The organism is Hyphomonas sp. GM-8P (genome assembly GCF_003263315.1).
Classification (GTDB): domain Bacteria; phylum Pseudomonadota; class Alphaproteobacteria; order Caulobacterales; family Hyphomonadaceae; genus Hyphomonas.
Map to the genome: position 1 here is coordinate 89,879 of NZ_AWFE01000001.1, position 14,655 is coordinate 104,533.

19 protein-coding genes are annotated in these 14,655 nt (G+C 63.0%); 4 read left to right on the forward strand and 15 right to left on the reverse strand.

What is annotated here, in order from left to right:
* The first annotated feature begins 73 nt into the window (after positions 1-73).
* Positions 74-1,210 carry a PQQ-dependent sugar dehydrogenase gene (locus tag HY26_RS00465; RefSeq protein WP_112072719.1) on the forward strand — a complete coding sequence of 379 codons (1,137 nt, stop codon included), beginning with the start codon at positions 74-76 and terminating at the stop codon, positions 1,208-1,210.
* Between the two features lie 6 nt (positions 1,211-1,216).
* Here HY26_RS00465 and recR read toward each other — a convergent pair whose 3' ends face one another.
* The 14 genes from recR to HY26_RS00535 form a co-directional block, all read right to left on the reverse strand.
* Positions 1,217-1,825, reverse strand: a complete 609-nt coding sequence (recR, locus tag HY26_RS00470) for a recombination mediator RecR (RefSeq protein WP_112072754.1) — start codon at positions 1,823-1,825, stop codon at positions 1,217-1,219.
* Positions 1,826-1,942: 117 nt separating this feature from the next.
* Positions 1,943-2,656, reverse strand: a complete 714-nt coding sequence (ctrA, locus tag HY26_RS00475) for a response regulator transcription factor CtrA (RefSeq protein WP_112072720.1) — start codon at positions 2,654-2,656, stop codon at positions 1,943-1,945.
* Between the two features lie 134 nt (positions 2,657-2,790).
* Positions 2,791-3,633, reverse strand: a complete 843-nt coding sequence (locus tag HY26_RS00480) for an AAA family ATPase (protein WP_034769103.1) — start codon at positions 3,631-3,633, stop codon at positions 2,791-2,793.
* A gap of 4 nt (positions 3,634-3,637) precedes the next feature.
* Complete coding sequence (locus HY26_RS00485) at positions 3,638-4,648, reverse strand: flagellar biosynthesis protein FlhF (RefSeq protein ID WP_034769106.1); 1,011 nt, start codon at positions 4,646-4,648, stop codon at positions 3,638-3,640.
* 213 nt (positions 4,649-4,861) lie between these two features.
* Complete coding sequence (locus HY26_RS00490) at positions 4,862-5,128, reverse strand: FliM/FliN family flagellar motor switch protein (protein WP_034769108.1); 267 nt, start codon at positions 5,126-5,128, stop codon at positions 4,862-4,864.
* Positions 5,125-5,544 (reverse strand): hypothetical protein, encoded by a 420-nt coding sequence (locus HY26_RS00495; RefSeq protein ID WP_112072721.1) that lies wholly within the window; start codon positions 5,542-5,544, stop codon positions 5,125-5,127. Before HY26_RS00495 ends, HY26_RS00490 begins: the two co-directional genes overlap by 4 nt.
* A complete protein-coding gene (locus tag HY26_RS00500) occupies positions 5,544-6,476 on the reverse strand; it encodes a flagellar motor switch protein FliG (RefSeq protein ID WP_112072722.1) in 933 nt (310 codons plus the stop codon). Before HY26_RS00500 ends, HY26_RS00495 begins: the two co-directional genes overlap by 1 nt.
* On the reverse strand, positions 6,473-7,135 hold the full coding sequence (locus tag HY26_RS00505) for a hypothetical protein (RefSeq protein WP_112072723.1): 663 nt from the start codon (positions 7,133-7,135) through the stop codon (positions 6,473-6,475). The genes HY26_RS00500 and HY26_RS00505 overlap by 4 nt, the downstream gene beginning before the upstream one ends.
* An 82-nt stretch (positions 7,136-7,217) precedes the next feature.
* A complete protein-coding gene (locus HY26_RS00510) occupies positions 7,218-7,490 on the reverse strand; it encodes a DUF1153 domain-containing protein (RefSeq protein ID WP_034769116.1) in 273 nt (90 codons plus the stop codon).
* Positions 7,491-7,696: 206 nt separating this feature from the next.
* Positions 7,697-8,782, reverse strand: coding sequence for a phosphotransferase (locus HY26_RS00515; RefSeq protein WP_112072724.1), 1,086 nt, complete (start codon positions 8,780-8,782; stop codon positions 7,697-7,699).
* The gene (locus HY26_RS00520) at positions 8,748-9,404 is read right to left on the reverse strand and encodes a hypothetical protein (RefSeq protein ID WP_112072725.1); all 657 of its coding nucleotides are present in this window, start codon (positions 9,402-9,404) and stop codon (positions 8,748-8,750) included. The genes HY26_RS00515 and HY26_RS00520 overlap by 35 nt, the downstream gene beginning before the upstream one ends.
* Positions 9,405-9,419: 15 nt before the next feature.
* Complete coding sequence (gene proC / locus HY26_RS00525; protein ID WP_034769122.1) at positions 9,420-10,226, reverse strand: pyrroline-5-carboxylate reductase; 807 nt, start codon at positions 10,224-10,226, stop codon at positions 9,420-9,422.
* Between the two features lie 4 nt (positions 10,227-10,230).
* Entirely contained in the window at positions 10,231-10,734 is a 504-nt protein-coding gene (locus HY26_RS00530; RefSeq protein WP_034769124.1) for a YbjN domain-containing protein, read from the reverse strand.
* 130 nt (positions 10,735-10,864) lie between these two features.
* Positions 10,865-11,122, reverse strand: coding sequence for an accessory factor UbiK family protein (locus HY26_RS00535; protein WP_034769126.1), 258 nt, complete (start codon positions 11,120-11,122; stop codon positions 10,865-10,867).
* A gap of 89 nt (positions 11,123-11,211) precedes the next feature.
* Between HY26_RS00535 and lgt the strand changes: the two genes are divergently transcribed.
* A complete protein-coding gene (gene lgt, locus HY26_RS00540) occupies positions 11,212-12,168 on the forward strand; it encodes a prolipoprotein diacylglyceryl transferase (protein WP_233348863.1) in 957 nt (318 codons plus the stop codon).
* Positions 12,120-13,211, forward strand: coding sequence for a class I SAM-dependent methyltransferase (locus HY26_RS00545; protein WP_233351486.1), 1,092 nt, complete (start codon positions 12,120-12,122; stop codon positions 13,209-13,211). The genes lgt and HY26_RS00545 overlap by 49 nt, the downstream gene beginning before the upstream one ends.
* On the opposite strand, the gene HY26_RS00550 is transcribed toward HY26_RS00545, so the two are convergent.
* A complete protein-coding gene (locus HY26_RS00550; RefSeq protein WP_112072726.1) occupies positions 13,208-13,630 on the reverse strand; it encodes a secondary thiamine-phosphate synthase enzyme YjbQ in 423 nt (140 codons plus the stop codon). The two genes, HY26_RS00545 and HY26_RS00550, sit on opposite strands and share 4 nt — an antisense overlap.
* Positions 13,631-13,738: 108 nt before the next feature.
* Between HY26_RS00550 and HY26_RS00555 the strand changes: the two genes are divergently transcribed.
* Positions 13,739-14,587: a neutral zinc metallopeptidase gene (locus HY26_RS00555; RefSeq protein ID WP_034769130.1), complete on the forward strand. Its 849-nt coding sequence runs from the start codon at positions 13,739-13,741 to the stop codon at positions 14,585-14,587.
* Positions 14,588-14,655: the final 68 nt, after the last annotated feature.

The following is a 14,655-nucleotide window of genomic DNA, read 5'->3' on the forward strand; positions in this document are numbered from 1 at the left end:
ATTTGGCCCAAAGCCCGGCCTGACTTATGTTGCCCACACCATTCCCCAACCTTCCTGTCTCGGGAGACGTCCCATGCGCCTGATCTTTGCCGGCCTTGTTTCTGCCCTCGCCCTTTCTGCATGCACCCCCGGTTCGGCCGCCGCACCTGCAACGCCTGAGGTTTCCAGCGACCTTGAAGTCACGCTGACCCCTGTCATCGAGGCTGAATTCCCGTGGGGTCTGGCTTTCCTGCCCAATGGCGACCTCCTGTTCACCGAAAAGGATGGCGGCCTGAACTATGCAGCAGGCGGCGAAGGCGAAGCCACGCCGGTCACAGGCATGCCCCCAGCCCTGACAGAAGGGCAAGGCGGCTATTTCGGCATCGCGCTGGACCCGGATTTCGAAACCAACCGCCTGATCTATGTCGCCTATGCCCAGGGCACCGAAGCCGACAACGGAACCGCGGTCGTGCGGGCCCGCCTCAGCGATGACAACACCGCGCTGGAAGACATGACGGAAATCTTCCGGGCTGACTCCCGCGACACCGCCTATCATTTCGGTGGCCGCCTGCAATTCGCCAATGACGGCACGCTGTTCGTCTCACTCGGCGAAGGCTTCAAATACATGAAGGATGCTCAGGACCCCAAAATCACGCATGGGTCTCTCATCCGTATCAATTCCGATGGCACCATTCCGGCCGATAATCCGTTTGCCGACGGAGTAGATGGAAACCCTGCCGTGTACTCCTACGGGCACCGGAACATCCAAGGCCTTTACTACGACAAGACGGAAGGCACGCTGTACGAGACAGAGCATGGCCCCAAGGGCGGCGACGAATTCAACATCATCAAACCCGGCGCAAACTATGGCTGGCCTGTGATTACCTATGGCGTCAATTATGACGGCACGATCATCACCGAGAAAACCGAGAAGAACGGTATGGAGCAGCCGCTCACCTACTGGGTGCCCTCCATCGCGCCATCCGGCCTGACTCGCCTCACCAGCGATGTCTATCCCGGCTGGAAGGGTGACTTCTTCGTCGGCGGCATGAACGGCCCTGCCGGCCTGGAACTCGTTCGCATCCGGCTCGAGAACGGCGTCGTGACCGAGCGGGAAAACCTGTTCAAGGATGAGTACGCGATCCGGGATGTCGTCCAGTCGCCGGATGGCCATCTCTATGTCGCCACCAAGGATTTGGACGGCATTTTCCGAGTCGATATCGCGGAATAGACCAGCCTATTCGCTCGTCCGCCGGGCCCGCAGCGCGGCGGCGAGCGTACCGTCATCCAGATGATCCAGCTCCCCGCCTACTGGCACGCCGTGGGCGAGATAGGTAATCTGTACGCCTTTTCCGACGAGCTGGTCTGCGACGTAGTGGGCCGTGTTCTGACCCTCAAATGTTGCGTTGAGCGCCAGGATCACTTCGCGCACCCCGCCCGCATCGATCCGTGAGATCAGGGAGGGAATGTTGAGATCGTCCGGCGTGATGCCATCGACGGCGGACATGACCCCGCCCAGCACATGATAACGCCCGCGATAGGATCCGCCGCGTTCCAGCGCCCAAAGGTCCGGCACGTCTTCAACGACACAGATCAGGCCCTCATCGCGGCCGCCCGACTGGCACACGGCGCAAGGCTGCAGCGTGTCATAGTTTCCGCAGATCTCGCATTTCTCGATCCGGTGCCCGGCATCGGACATCGCCTCGGCCAGCGGCAGCAGCAGCGTATCGCTCCGTTTCAGCAGGAACAGCGCCGCCCGGCGCGCCGACCGCGGTCCGAAACCCGGCAGACGGGACATCAGCTCGATCAGTCGAAGAATCTCTGGGCCGGCAGAACGCTGTGACATGCCCCCAATGTCGTCCATTCGCGCCCGGGTGCAAGTCCGGACCGCACGAAAACCCCAGACCGAACGAAAACGCCCCGGCGCAAAGGCCGGGGCGTGAATTCTGTGGGTCGTAGAAGCTTATGCGGCCTCTTCGACCTCGTTGTTCTTCGAGCTCGGGCGCGGATCGCGCAGCACATAACCGCGGCCCCAGACCGTCTCAATGTAATGGTTGCCGCCGGTGGCCTGCTGCAGCTTCTTGCGGAGCTTACAGATGAAGACGTCGATGATCTTCAGTTCCGGCTCGTCCATACCGCCATAGAGGTGGTTCAGGAACATTTCCTTGGTCAGCGTCGTGCCCTTCCGGAGGGAAAGCAGCTCGAACATCTGGTATTCCTTGCCGGTGAGGTGCACGCGGTCGCCGTCCACTTCTACCGTTTTTGCGTCGAGGTTCACCAGGATCTCGCCCGTGCGGATCACACTCTCGGCATGGCCTTTGGAGCGGCGCACAATGGCGGTGATACGAGCGATCAGCTCGTCCTTGTTGAACGGCTTGGTGAGATAGTCGTCAGCGCCGTAGCCCAGCGTACGGACCTTTGCCTCGATATCCGGGTTACCGGAGAGGATCATGACCGGCGTGTTCACGCGGCCCATGCGCAGCTGCTTGAGGACTTCGTAGCCGGAGATATCGGGTAGCGACAGATCGAGGATGATCATGTCGTATTCGTATACCTTGCCGAGATCGACACCTTCTTCACCGAGGTCAGTGGTGTAGATGTTGAAGCCTGCAGACTTCAGCATCAGCTCGATGGAACGCGCGACGGCGCTATCGTCTTCAATTAGCAGGACGCGCATGTGTCGTCTCCCGAATCAGCCTAACGACAAGCTAGTCGTTTTTATTAACTCTGAGAATCCTAGAGGCTGTTTCTTTAACACTAGTTAACAGAGCCCTGCGATTCCCGTCGAAATCCCCCAAATCTTCACACAGATTAATTGCCAAGCTCCGCTGCCGGGGCGTCACCGATCAGCATCTGGCTGATTGCGATGGCGTCCTGGATGGGTTGCGCCTGAGGATCTGTGGAAATCAGTGTTTTCTGGCAGCGGATCGCATCGCGGACCTTCGGGTCGCGGATCACCACACCAGCGAGATGTGGGCGAAAGCCAAGGAAAGTCTGGCAGGCCCGGGCAATTGCCTCATAAGTCCGCTGTCCGGCCGCACGGCTGTCGGCCTGGTTGATGCAGACTACCGGCTCGACATTCGGTGCATAGCCGCGCAGCACCTTGATGAAGGCATAGGCATCGGTCATCGATGTCGGTTCATCCGTGATCACCATCAGCGCCTTGTCGGCGGCGCGGGCAAGCCGCATGCAGTTGGCTTCGATCCCGGCGCCAAGGTCGAGGACCACCTGGTCATATTGCAGGGCCAGCGCCGAGAGGCCGGCCGCGAGGCGGGCAACTTCTTCCGGCGGCAGTTCGGCCAGCGCGCCAGAGCCTGACCGGCCCGGCAGCACATCGAACCCGCCACCTGCGGCGCCGCCATCGACCGGGGTCACGGCATCATCGAGCTCGACCCAGCCCGCGATCACCGCAGCAAGGTCTGTTTCCGGTGCAATGCCAAGCTGGACGTCGACATTGGCGAGGCCAAGGTCCCCATCCACCAGCAAGGTGCGTTTACCGGCCTGGGCAAAGGCTGAAGCCAAAGTGATGGCCATGAACGTCTTGCCGACGCCGCCCTTCCCGCTCGCAACCGCGATGATCGAAGCAGGCTCGACCCGCCGCGGTGTAGGCCGCGGTGCCGGACGTTCCTGCGATTTGCGCATCATGAAACTCATGGGATTACGCGGCTCCTTTCAGGGCGATCACGTCGCCCGGGGCGTCTTCCATCAACAGGGCAGCAAGGCGCATGGGCGCTGCCGGGACCAGTCCACCGCCGATGAACGGGGTGACTGCAAGATGGGAGAAGGCGATGCCGGCCGACGACAAGGCGGAAATGGCCCCGCCCCTCCTTCGGACAACATCAAGTTTGGTGAGGATGGCCCGCTTGATACCGGCGCGCGCGAAGCCGCGAGCGGCTTCAAGCTGATCATCCGGGTGGCCTTCGGCCGACATGACAAGAACAGGCTCAGCGCGGATGACCGAAATCAGGTCCTGCAGGCTGGCCATGTCGTCATCATCGAAAGGATTGATGGCCGGCAGGTCGATCACGCAGCGGCGGTTTTCGGTCTTCAGCGTTTTCAGTGTCGCAAACAGCTCATCCGGCGAGTGGCAGGTGCGGATCTGGCCCTTCTCCCGTTCGAGATAGGCTGCCAGCTGGTCTCCGCCGGCCGTGCCGTCGAGATCAGCCGCAACGGGTGCGATTTCCGCCCGCGCCATAGCAGCGCGGCGGGTCAGTTTAGCAGCCGTTGCCGTGCGGCCGTGTCCCGGAGGGCCGACCAGAAGAATGTCGCGGTCGAGGCGCGCCGGCAGCGGATCGCAGGTCACGATGCGGGCAAGACCTTCGGCAATGGCCTCTTCCGGATCTGTCAGATGCTGGGCGCGGCCCGCACCTTCCGCAGCCGTACGATCTGCAAAGCGCTGCGGGGAGCCATGCCAGAGCAGCGCGTCACGCACGCGGCTGAAAAGCGGATTCTCTGAACCCCGGCCATGGCCGCCTCCGCGCGCATCGCGCAGGAACAGCGGCTCATTGGGAACCATGCCGACGCCGCCCATCTTGTCGACTGCCGCACGGACTTCCACACCGCCATCAATTTCGCGCTCGGACAGGATAACCGCATCGGCTCCCATCTCGGCAAAAATCATCGCCTTGGCAGCCTCGAAGGTCTCGGCGGCGAACATTTTCATACGCATACGGCGGCGTCCTTACTCTCGAACAGACCCGCCTTCCCCGCGCCCCAGACGCGAACGGGCCACACTCTCCCGTAACCATTAGTGTCGTCTAAAGGTTAACAAATTCCTCTTCGGTGTTAGGAATTGCCGAATTCGGAAGGCGCAGACAGCCCATTCCTGCAGTGCCGGGCACACCGGCCTGCAACGCATTGTTAACCATGGGTTTTCCCGCAGTTACGCGGCTTCGCGCGAGTCCACGATCTCCGAAAGTGTCACCCCGAGTTGCCCATCTGCAACAACGAGGCGCCCACGCGCCATCAGCCGGTCTGACACGTAAATCTCGACCGGCTCATCGGTCCGCCGTTCCAGGGCCACGACGTCGTCGGCCGACATGGCGACCAGTTCTTCCATGGGCATGCGCACTTCGCCGAGCACCACGTCCACACGCACGGGCACGTCCATCAGGGACTTCTGCAAGGCAGGATTGGCGGGCTTGGTCATGGTCCATCCTTCTCGGTCGGGCGGTTGTTCTGGCTGAATTCCTGGCTTTGTGCAAACAGGTCTCCCTGTCCGTCAACGATCCGCTGGGCCGCGATTTTGACCAGGCGCAAGGCAGACTCCCGGAAACCGTCCGAATAGGCGCTCGATTCCAGATGTCCTGCCAGAGATACCAGATTCGCGAGGGCGTCCGTCAGGTTTTCCGTTACCTGCTGCAGGCGTGCGTTCTGTTCGTCATACTTCATCGACATGGCGGCTGCATGTGCCTCGGCGCGCGCCTCGGTCAGCAACATGGCCAGATCCGGCGCTGACAGCGTGATCTTTTCCTCAACAGGCAGTGCCGGCAATTCCGGCTCAGGCTGCGGAGTGAAATCGCTGCGGAAATCGAACGGCTGCAGGGATTTGACGGCGCGCTGCATCAGTCGACCAGCTCATCATCTTCAACCTGGCCGTCTGCCCGGATGTCGCCGCGCTGCATCAGCGTACGGGCGAGTGCAACCAGTTCCTGGCGTGCCGCTTCAACTTCGCTGCGGCGGACAGGGCCGAGCGATGCAATCTCCTCGCGCAGCAGATCGCCTGCACGCTGAGTCATGTTGGCGAAGAAAACCGACGCCGTATCCGGCCGTGCGCCTTTCAGGGCCACGACGAGCACGGCGCGGTCTGCGGCCGACAGCAGGGTCTGCAGACCTGCTGCATCAAGGCTCGCCAGATCGTCAAACGTGAACATCAAAGCGCGCACCTTCTCGCCTGCCCCCGGTTCGGCGTGATCGAGCGCAGCAAGGAAAGTCTTTTCGGAGCGGCTGTCGAGTCGGTCGAAAATGCGGGCGACGCGTTCATGGCCATTTGACTGGCCGTCCCCAGCCCTGGCCGCGAGGATCGTGTCGAGCTGGGTTTCGAGGGCGCTGAGCGCTGCCGGATGTATCGGCCCAAGGTTCAGCAGCCGCTGCATCGCGTCGACGGCCAGGCGCGGCGGCAGTGCGCGCAGCAGGCGCGCCGATGCCTCGCCCTGCAACCGGGAAAGAACCAGCGCGACAGTCTGCGCATGCTCGCTTTCAAACAAGCCGGCCAGCGTATCCGTGCCGGTATCTGACAGGCGCTGCCAGATGGAGGCTCTACGCCCTGCGGGCGTGCGTAGCCGCCGGTGCGCCACCATGAACTGGGAAACTGCCTCGGATTCCCCTTCTGCCGAAGGCCCAAGCGTATCCATCGCAGCGGTGAGGGCCTGCACTTCGGATTTCGAGAGTTCTGCCCAGATCGGCGCCGCATCCGGGCCCAGCGCCCGCATCAGCCGCGCAGATCGCATCAGGCCATCAGCCGGTGTCTCATTGCGGGCGATCGTCAGCGCGCTCATGCATTGCCTCCATTGCCGCTCATCCAGGCGCGGACGACATCTGCGGCGCGGCCCGGATCCCGGCGGGCAAGATCGGCGGCATCGTCATCGTGCTGGGGTGCAGGGCGGACCGCGGGTTCGGCCGGCTGCGTCGCCATGCGGGCGGGAAGTGTTTCCTGTACCAGTTCGACGGGCGTCTCTTCTCTTCGCTCCGATTTGAATCCGATCCAGCCCGCGAGGCCAGCCAGCAAGGCCAGCAAGGACAATTCGGCCCAGTCACGCGGCAGCGGCGCACCCGTTACACCGGGCGCAAAGGCAATGCGCTGCAGATCCACCCGCTCGCCTTTGGCCGCATCGAGCCCGGCTGCCATGGAAATTGTGTTGGTGAGTATCCCGTCATCCACGCTGGCCTTGTCGTCGAGCAGCAACAGGACCTGCCGGATCGCGCCCGGTTGGCGAACGATGGAAATGCGGACATGCCCCTGCCCCGCCATCGCTTCGGCAACTGACAGGAGAGAAGCTTCAGACTGGGAAAGCGGACCGGGTGATGCTGGCGCACGGCTGACAATATCGCTGCCGCGCCATGCGAGCAGGCCGAGCGCCACGGCACATGCCGCGAACGCGAGCGCCCGTGTGGAAGGCGTCGCGCCGCGCGATGTACCGGATCTTCCGTGCGCCATACTGGACTCCCGTCATCCGGAGGAATCCGGATGCTTTCGCCAGAGTTAACGGGGCGCCCGTAAATTTGGGTTTAACAGCGCCCTAGCGGCGATACTGTTGCAGGCGGGTCGTGCGCAGGCCCTTGGCGCCGTGACGCAGGTAAAGACGCTCCCAGCCTTCGAACTCTTCATCCGTCAGATTGTAGCGGTCGCAAGCTGCCTTACGGCTGATCAAACCACCGGCAACGGCGGCAACCACTTCGGCCTTGCGACGGGTAACCCAACGGGAAATATTCGGCGACGGGAGATCCGCCATGGTGAGCTTCTGGCCATCCGGGCCTTTCACGCTCATCGGTTTTGCATTCTGCTGTTCCATATCCACACCATTTTCCAATAGAGGGCGGACGCTCCTTCTGGAGAGCCCGGAATATGGACACTACGCACTTCCCCTTAAGCCCACGCGTAACCCGCTATGAGAGTTTACGCGCGGTCATTAGGAGGATGTTTGGAAACCTGTTCCGGCCCGGCACACCAGGCGAGACTCTGCAGAAAATATTACACGATTGAGAAAAATCTGCGGTTTCAGGGCAGCAATTCGAGAGCATTATTGTCCCGCGCCTGCGCCGCGTGGCGCCGCAGCATGGTCAGGAACATCTGGTCGCCGCGCTCTGTCTGCTTGACCAGCATCGCCGCACCGTACGCCACCGACATGCCGTAGAAGCAGGTATACCGATAGTCGTCATAGAGCGCATCGAAATCGTAATCCGTGACCCCCTCATCCTGCAGCCGGGCATGATAGTACCGCAACAAGGCCTGCTCGTGCTTGGGCCTGTCATCCCGTGTCAGACCTGCCCCGATGAAATAGGCCACATCGCTGGCGGGCGCGCCTTTTCCGGCCGTCTGCCAGTCGACGACAGCCAGCGGCTTCGGTGAGCCCGGCTTGCCGAACAGCATATTGTCGAGGCGGTAGTCATTGTGCGTCAGCGCAAATGGACCCGGCCGCTCGATTTCCTGCATTTTGGGCAAGGCAGCGGTGTAAGCGTCGCCGACATCGATGTCTTCCTGTGCGAGCTGGGGACCGTAGCGGTCCTTGAACCCGGTCCAGAGCGCGACTGTCGCTTCCATGGTCAGCGCCGGCTCCGGCGCCACCGCGCTGCCCTGCAGCCAGGGATGTGTATCGAGAGAGGCATCGTTCCAGTGCGCCGCGTGCAGGATCGCCGCGGCATCCATGGCGCGTTCGGCTTCAGCCACGCTGCAGCCTGTCAGCTGGTTCCCCTGCTCGGCCGGGGCCATGTCTTCCATGATCAGGGCAAACCGGTTCGTGTCTGCGTCATAATCGGTATAGAGCGCCGTTGGCGTGATCCGCCCCGCCACCTTCGGGAAGGTGCGGTAGAAATTCACCTCGCGCTCATAGTGGCCGAGCATCTTGGCCGTCATCAGGCTGGCTTCATTGTCCGATGGGAACTTGCCGACCAGCGTCGCGGGTGCGCCGTCGCCTTTGCGGGCATAGTCGAAGACAAAGCGGACATTCTCGCCGATCTGGCCTGTGCCGATCGACTTCGCTGTGAGGCTGGAAACCTCCGCATCGATGCCAATTTCTTCGAAAAGCTGGTTGAACCAGTCCGGCGTCAGTTCAAGGGGATTGGTGTCGAGGCCGGGTCGGCTCATGGGTTTCCTCCGCATCGTCGGGCTCGTCCGGCCCGCTCTTTGATTTTCCTGGGATGTATTTCTTCAGGCGCAGCATCCGCGCCTCGGCTGCGCGCAGGGCCTTGTCCAGCGCCGCCATGGTGAGGGCGAAATCGCCATTCTTGTCCTTGCGCCAGGCGCGCTCGGTCTGTGCGATCACAAAGGCGATGGCGGCGATCTTGAGGCCCAGCGGGGCGCCGCTGTCATCGTCCAGACCGGCCGATGCGAGGGCCCAGTGCGCACTCGCCGCCCTATGCGACGGCAGGCGCAGCAGCAGGCGCGGCGTCCGCTCGCGGTCCCGCATCAGCGCAACAGCGCCGGCGCGGTAATCCTCCATCGCCTCGAAGCGGAGCATGATCACGTCGAACAGGCGCTCACGCGGAGACTCGCCGCCCGGTGGGCCTTCAGCAGACATGGCGCGATCAAAGTAGGCATCGAAGGCATTGGCGAGGTCGTCTCGCGTGACGCCGTAGAACTCGCTCAGCGGCAGTCCGGCTTCTTCAGAAATGGCGGAGAGGGTGATGTCGCCCCAGGGCGTGTCCTCAGCGAGGCGCAGCGCGGCGAGAAGGCCCAGCTCGACGATGTCGCCTGTTTCCTCCTCCATGGTCTCGCCTGTCTCCTAATCGGTATCGCGAGACAGCTCCCGGTCGCGGTTGGCGGCGGCGCGGATAGCCTTTCGCATCAGTATGGGCATCCCACCCTCATCCATGAGGATGTCAAGAGCGGCCTGGGTGGTGCCGCCGGGTGAGGTAACCGCTTTTCTGAGCGCGCTCGGCGGCTCGTCCGACTGCACCATCAGGGCGGCAGCGCCTTCAATGGTGAGCGCGGCGAGCTGTTCGGCCAGGTCGGCCGGAAGACCTTCTGCCATGGCAGCATCGGCCATGGCTTCGGCCAGAAGGAAGATATAGGCCGGGCCGCTGCCGGAGAGACCGGTAACGACCGACATATGTTTTTCATCGACCGGACCGATGACAGCACCGAGCGGTTTCAGCAGATTTTCGGCGATTTCGAGCTGCTTCGCCATGACTGTATCGGACCTGGCGATGACTGAGACGCCCTTACCGATGGCGCCCGGCGTGTTTGGCATGACCCGGATGACGCACTTCGTGTCCAGGCGTTCGATCAGCTGCTTGATGCGCGTCCCCGCCATGATCGAGATGACCAGCGTGTCCGGGCCGATCCAGGCTTTCAGGCTGTCGGCCATCTTCGGGAAGACCTGCGGTTTCACCGCGACGATCAGAACGTCGACCGGTTCCGGATCGGGGTTCAGCCTAACCTTGCCTGCCTCAGCCCAGGCAGCGACGATTTCCGAGGGCTTGGGATCCTGAATGCGGATATCGGGCTTGCCCTTCCCGGCCAGCCAGCCACTGGCGAGCGCAGCGCCCATCCGGCCTGCCCCGATCAGGGCGATCGATTGCGCCGCCATCGCCTCAGGCTTCGCCGTGGGTTTCGAACATCACCGCATCGATGGCATCGCGCGGGGATTTTCCGGCCCAGATCAGGAAGTTGAATGCGGGAATGAAGCGCTCCACAGCGCTGACAGCGGCGGCCATTGCGCTGCGCACTTCGCCCAGTGTCGGCTCGTCGCGGTCCATCATCGGGAAAGTGTAGCGGAAAATGATCACGCCTTCGTCGGCCCAGTAGTCGAAATGGCCGAGCCAGAGACGCTCGTTCGCCATCATGATCAGTTCAGCGATCTGGGCGCGGCGCGCCGTCTGCGGTTTCACGTCCAGCGTCATGGAGAAATGGATTGCGGCCGGTTCCGGACGGTAGGCGAACAGGGCGCCAAGATCGCCCCAACGGGTCTCGGCGACGGCCTGCAACGTACCTTCTTCGTCGCGCTCGGCCTGCCAGCCGCCTTCTTCCAGCGCCTGCTCGACCCGCTCCAGCGGATCGATCATGTTGTATTCATTGCGGGTCAGGCCGACACTCATTTACGCTCCCCTCGCAGACTTGGGTATCGGGACAGGATTCGTCCCTCTGCGCTATCCCCACGCATTGACCATGCATACGCCCCTCAGCGGCGAGGTCCATCTGCTTCAACAGTTGCGGGAATAGCGGGACTCAGTCGTCGCCCGTATTTGCGGCAGCTTCGAGCTCTGCCACGCGCTTTTCGAGCGCCTCGACCTTTTCCAGCGCGGACACGGCCAGCGCCTTCAGCGCTTCCACTTCGTCCCGTCCGGCAAGGTCCATATCGGCGATCAGGGCGCGGACCCGGGCCTGCGCCGCCGTCTTGGCCTCTTCACCAGCGGTACGGGCTGCTCCGAGCGCGCCGGTCATCAGACCTGCGATGTCATCGAGCAGTGGATTTGTCGTCGCCATGAGGCTACTCCTTCGCGCGCGGGTGGCTGGCCTTGTCTGCCACATTCCGTAACAGATAGGTCCGGGGCAAGACAGGGAAAAGAGGCCGCATGTTCGACACGATGACGCTGCTGGGGGCACACCTGGCCGCCGGCGCCCTCTCCTTCCCCGAGATGAGTCCTGCGCTCTTCTCCATCGATTTCGGTTTTATCGGCCTCGGAAAGTTCCATCTGCGCTGGTACGCGCTGGGCTATATGGCCGGCATCGGCCTCGCCTGGTGGTATGCCGCTGCGATGCTGAAGCGCCCGGCCCTCTTCGGAGGGGAAAGCCCGCTGACCAAGGACCAGCTCGACGACATCATGTTCTGGATCATCCTGGGCATCATTCTCGGCGGCCGGCTCGGCTACATCCTTTTCTACATGGTGCCCTACCAGTTCGACGCGCTGATGGCCGATCCCGGCACGATCCTGCGGATATGGGATGGCGGCATGTCGTTCCACGGAGGGATCTCGGGCGTGGCCATAGCGCTGACCTATTTCGCGTGGTCGCGAAAGGTGAGCCTGTTCTCCATCGGCGACATCGCTGGCGTCGTGGCGCCGATCGGTATCGGCCTCGTGCGGCTCGCCAACTTCATCAATGCCGAACTCTATGGCCGCCACACGGATTCGCCCTGGGGCATGGTGTTTCCCGAAGGCATTGTGCCGGGTTCCACACCGCCGGCCTATAATTGGGACACCGGCAAATGGGTCTATAATGGCTTTGAAACGGCGCGATATCCGAGCCAGCTTTACGAGTCGGCTCTGGAAGGCTGGCTGCCGCTGATCGTGCTGTCCATCCTGATCTGGCGCTTCGGCGCTTTGAAACGCCCCGGCCTCGTCGCAGGCCTGTTCCTGCTGATGTATGCCTTCGGCCGTACGGTGGTGGAAAACTTCCGCATGCCGGACAGTTTCGTGCACGGCATGCCGGAATGGCTGACCATGGGCCAGCTGCTCTCCATCCCCATGTGGCTGGGCGGGGCATGGCTGGTCTGGAACGCGCTGAAACCGAAGGCCCGGAAGAACGCGTGACTCTGAAAGAACGCCTTATCCGCCTGATCGAGACGGGCGGCCCGATCCCTGTGTCGACCTATATGCAGCTCTGCCTGCACGACACGGCGCAGGGCTATTACGCGACGCGCCCCGGCATCGGGAAAGACTTCATCACCGCGCCGGAGATCAGCCAGATCTTTGGCGAACTGATCGGCCTGTGGCTGGTACACGAATGGAAGGCGATGGGGTCGCCGGCGGAAATCCGCATCGTCGAGATCGGCCCCGGCCGCGGCGTCCTGATGAAAGATGCGCTGCGCCTCGCCATGATGGCGGGCGGCGGAGATTTTGCGAATGCGATGCGCGTGACCCTCGTGGAGCCGGCCCCGGCCATGCGAGAAATCCAGAACGAAGCACTCGCTGCAGCGCAGCCGGAGTTCGTCTCCACCCTCGCCGAAGTGCCGGCCGGGCCGATGCTGCTGGTCGCGAACGAATATCTCGACTGCCTGCCCGCGCGCCAGTTCCGACGTGATGGCGCCAGCTGGCGCGAATGCGTGATTGGTCTCGATGACAAGCGGGAACTTGTGTTCGGCCTCGCTGCCGATGAACAGGCCGCCCCGGAAGGCGCCGCAGACGCCAGCGCCGTGGTGGAAGTCCAGACAGGGATGGACCTGCTGGTTGCAGACCTCGTGACCCGTGACGCCCCGTTCCGGGCCTTGTTCATCGACTATGGCCCATCAGATACTGCACCAGGCGACAGCCTTCGTTCGTATAAGGATGGTGAACAGGTAGGCCCGCTTGCCCTGCCTGGCGAGTCCGACCTGACGGTGGATGTCGATTTCGGGCGGCTGGCACGCATGTCCGGCAAGGCCGGGCTGGACGTCGCCGGGCCTGCCCCGCAGGGCATGTTCCTGTTAGGCCTCGGCGCGCAGGCGCGCCTCAATCAGTTGGTGAAAGCCAACCCAGACGACGGCGAAGCCATCTTCAACGCCGCCCAGCGCCTGATCGACCCGAAAGACATGGGCGAACGTTTCAAGGCGATCTGCCTGTCGTCCGGCGGCTTGCCGGCCCCAGCGGGTTTCTAGCGTTCCAGCAGATGCGCCACGACCCGGCGATTGTGCGGGGGGTCGCGGTGTTCGAACAAATAGAGGCCCTGCCAGGTGCCAAGTGTCATGCGGCCGCCGATGACCGGAATGGAGATTGAGGTCTGCGTCAGCGCGGCCTTGATATGGGCGGGCATGTCGTCCGGCCCTTCGGTGCGGTGTTCCAGATAGCTCATCGACGGGTCGTTCGCTGGCGGCACAAGGCGGCGGAAGAAGGCCTTCAGGTCTGCCTGCACATCGGGATCGGCATTCTCCTGCACCAGCAGGGAGCAGGATGTGTGCTGGCAGAACAAGGTCAGCAACCCATCGCCGCCTGCCGCGCCCGACAGGAAACGCAGGATGGCCGGGGTGAACTCATAGAGGCCCTGCCCTGTCGTTCGGATTGAAATCGTATCGTGCATGCGGTCGCGCCGGATAAGCTGGCCAAAGGGACTGTCTCGTCCTCGCATGGATGTTAGGATGGCGGCAATGGCCGGGCGTGGGGCCCGGCGGATTTCAGGAGATGGCGGATGCGCTGGCAAGGTGGACGCAAGGGCGGCAACATTGAAGACCGGCGCGGCATGGGGCCCGGCAAGGTGGCGGGCGGCGGGATCGGCGTCATTATCATCGCCCTGATCGGCTATTTCGTGCTCGGCATGGAACCGGACGAGATCGCCAAGGTCGTGAGCGAACAGCCGGCCGGCAGCGCCAGCACGCAGGAAGGTGTCCGCGGCACGCCGGAAGATGAAGCCGGCCAGTTCGTCGACATCATCGGCGCCAATATCAATGATGTGTGGAGCCAGGCGCTGCGCGGCTATCGCGAACCCACGGTCGTGCTTTACGAACAAGGCACCGGCACGGGCTGCGGCTATGGCCAGGCCGCGATGGGGCCATTCTACTGCCCGGCCGACCAGACCGTGTATCTGGACCTCGGCTTCTGGCAGGACATGCAGACCCAACTCGGCGCGTCCGGCGCGGACTTCGCCAAGGCCTACGTCATCGCGCACGAATTCGGTCACCATGTTCAGAAGCTGACCGGCACCAGTGACAAGGTCCGCCAGGCCCAACAGGCCGCTGGCAGCCAGGAAGAAGCCAATGCCTGGTCCATCGCGCTGGAACTGCAGGCAGACTGTTATGCCGGCGTCTGGGCGGCCCATGCGGCGGAGGTGTCCGGCGGCGCGGTCGCGTTGGAACCCGGCGATGTCGAGGAAGGCCTGCGCACCGCTCAAGCCATCGGCGACGACATGATCCAGAAGCGCATGACCGGCAAGGTGACGCCCGAAGCCTTCACCCACGGCACGGCCGACCAGCGTGTCGAATGGCTGCGGCGGGGTCTCTCCACAGGCGATCCCGCGGCCTGCGACACGTTTAACCAATAGGCGCTCGTATCAGTAAGCCTGCGGCGAACTCGTCAGATTTCCTCATTGCTGCGCCCCTGCCGCTCCCC

Coding starts and splice junctions, on each gene's coding strand:
- ctrA (WP_112072720.1), bottom strand. CDS start 2,656: ATGCGCGTCCTGCTAATTGAAGACGATAGCGCCGTCGCGCGTTCCATC.
- HY26_RS00515 (WP_112072724.1), bottom strand. CDS start 8,782: ATGAGCCGACCCGGCCTCGACACCAATCCCCTTGAACTGACGCCGGAC.
- HY26_RS00485 (WP_034769106.1), bottom strand. CDS start 4,648: ATGCGTATGAAAATGTTCGCCGCCGAGACCTTCGAGGCTGCCAAGGCG.
- HY26_RS00490 (WP_034769108.1), bottom strand. CDS start 5,128: ATGACCAAGCCCGCCAATCCTGCCTTGCAGAAGTCCCTGATGGACGTG.
- recR (WP_112072754.1), bottom strand. CDS start 1,825: ATGTCACAGCGTTCTGCCGGCCCAGAGATTCTTCGACTGATCGAGCTG.
- HY26_RS00500 (WP_112072722.1), bottom strand. CDS start 6,476: ATGAGCGCGCTGACGATCGCCCGCAATGAGACACCGGCTGATGGCCTG.
- HY26_RS00465 (WP_112072719.1), top strand. CDS start 74: ATGCGCCTGATCTTTGCCGGCCTTGTTTCTGCCCTCGCCCTTTCTGCA.
- proC (WP_034769122.1), bottom strand. CDS start 10,226: ATGGCGGCGCAATCGATCGCCCTGATCGGGGCAGGCCGGATGGGCGCT.
- HY26_RS00505 (WP_112072723.1), bottom strand. CDS start 7,135: ATGGCGCACGGAAGATCCGGTACATCGCGCGGCGCGACGCCTTCCACA.
- HY26_RS00510 (WP_034769116.1), bottom strand. CDS start 7,490: ATGGAACAGCAGAATGCAAAACCGATGAGCGTGAAAGGCCCGGATGGC.
- HY26_RS00545 (WP_233351486.1), top strand. CDS start 12,120: ATGGCTGGTCTGGAACGCGCTGAAACCGAAGGCCCGGAAGAACGCGTG.
- HY26_RS00530 (WP_034769124.1), bottom strand. CDS start 10,734: ATGAGTGTCGGCCTGACCCGCAATGAATACAACATGATCGATCCGCTG.
- HY26_RS00550 (WP_112072726.1), bottom strand. CDS start 13,630: ATGCACGATACGATTTCAATCCGAACGACAGGGCAGGGCCTCTATGAG.
- lgt (WP_233348863.1), top strand. CDS start 11,212: ATGTTCGACACGATGACGCTGCTGGGGGCACACCTGGCCGCCGGCGCC.
- HY26_RS00555 (WP_034769130.1), top strand. CDS start 13,739: ATGCGCTGGCAAGGTGGACGCAAGGGCGGCAACATTGAAGACCGGCGC.
- HY26_RS00535 (WP_034769126.1), bottom strand. CDS start 11,122: ATGGCGACGACAAATCCACTGCTCGATGACATCGCAGGTCTGATGACC.
- HY26_RS00495 (WP_112072721.1), bottom strand. CDS start 5,544: ATGCAGCGCGCCGTCAAATCCCTGCAGCCGTTCGATTTCCGCAGCGAT.
- HY26_RS00520 (WP_112072725.1), bottom strand. CDS start 9,404: ATGGAGGAGGAAACAGGCGACATCGTCGAGCTGGGCCTTCTCGCCGCG.
- HY26_RS00480 (WP_034769103.1), bottom strand. CDS start 3,633: ATGAGTTTCATGATGCGCAAATCGCAGGAACGTCCGGCACCGCGGCCT.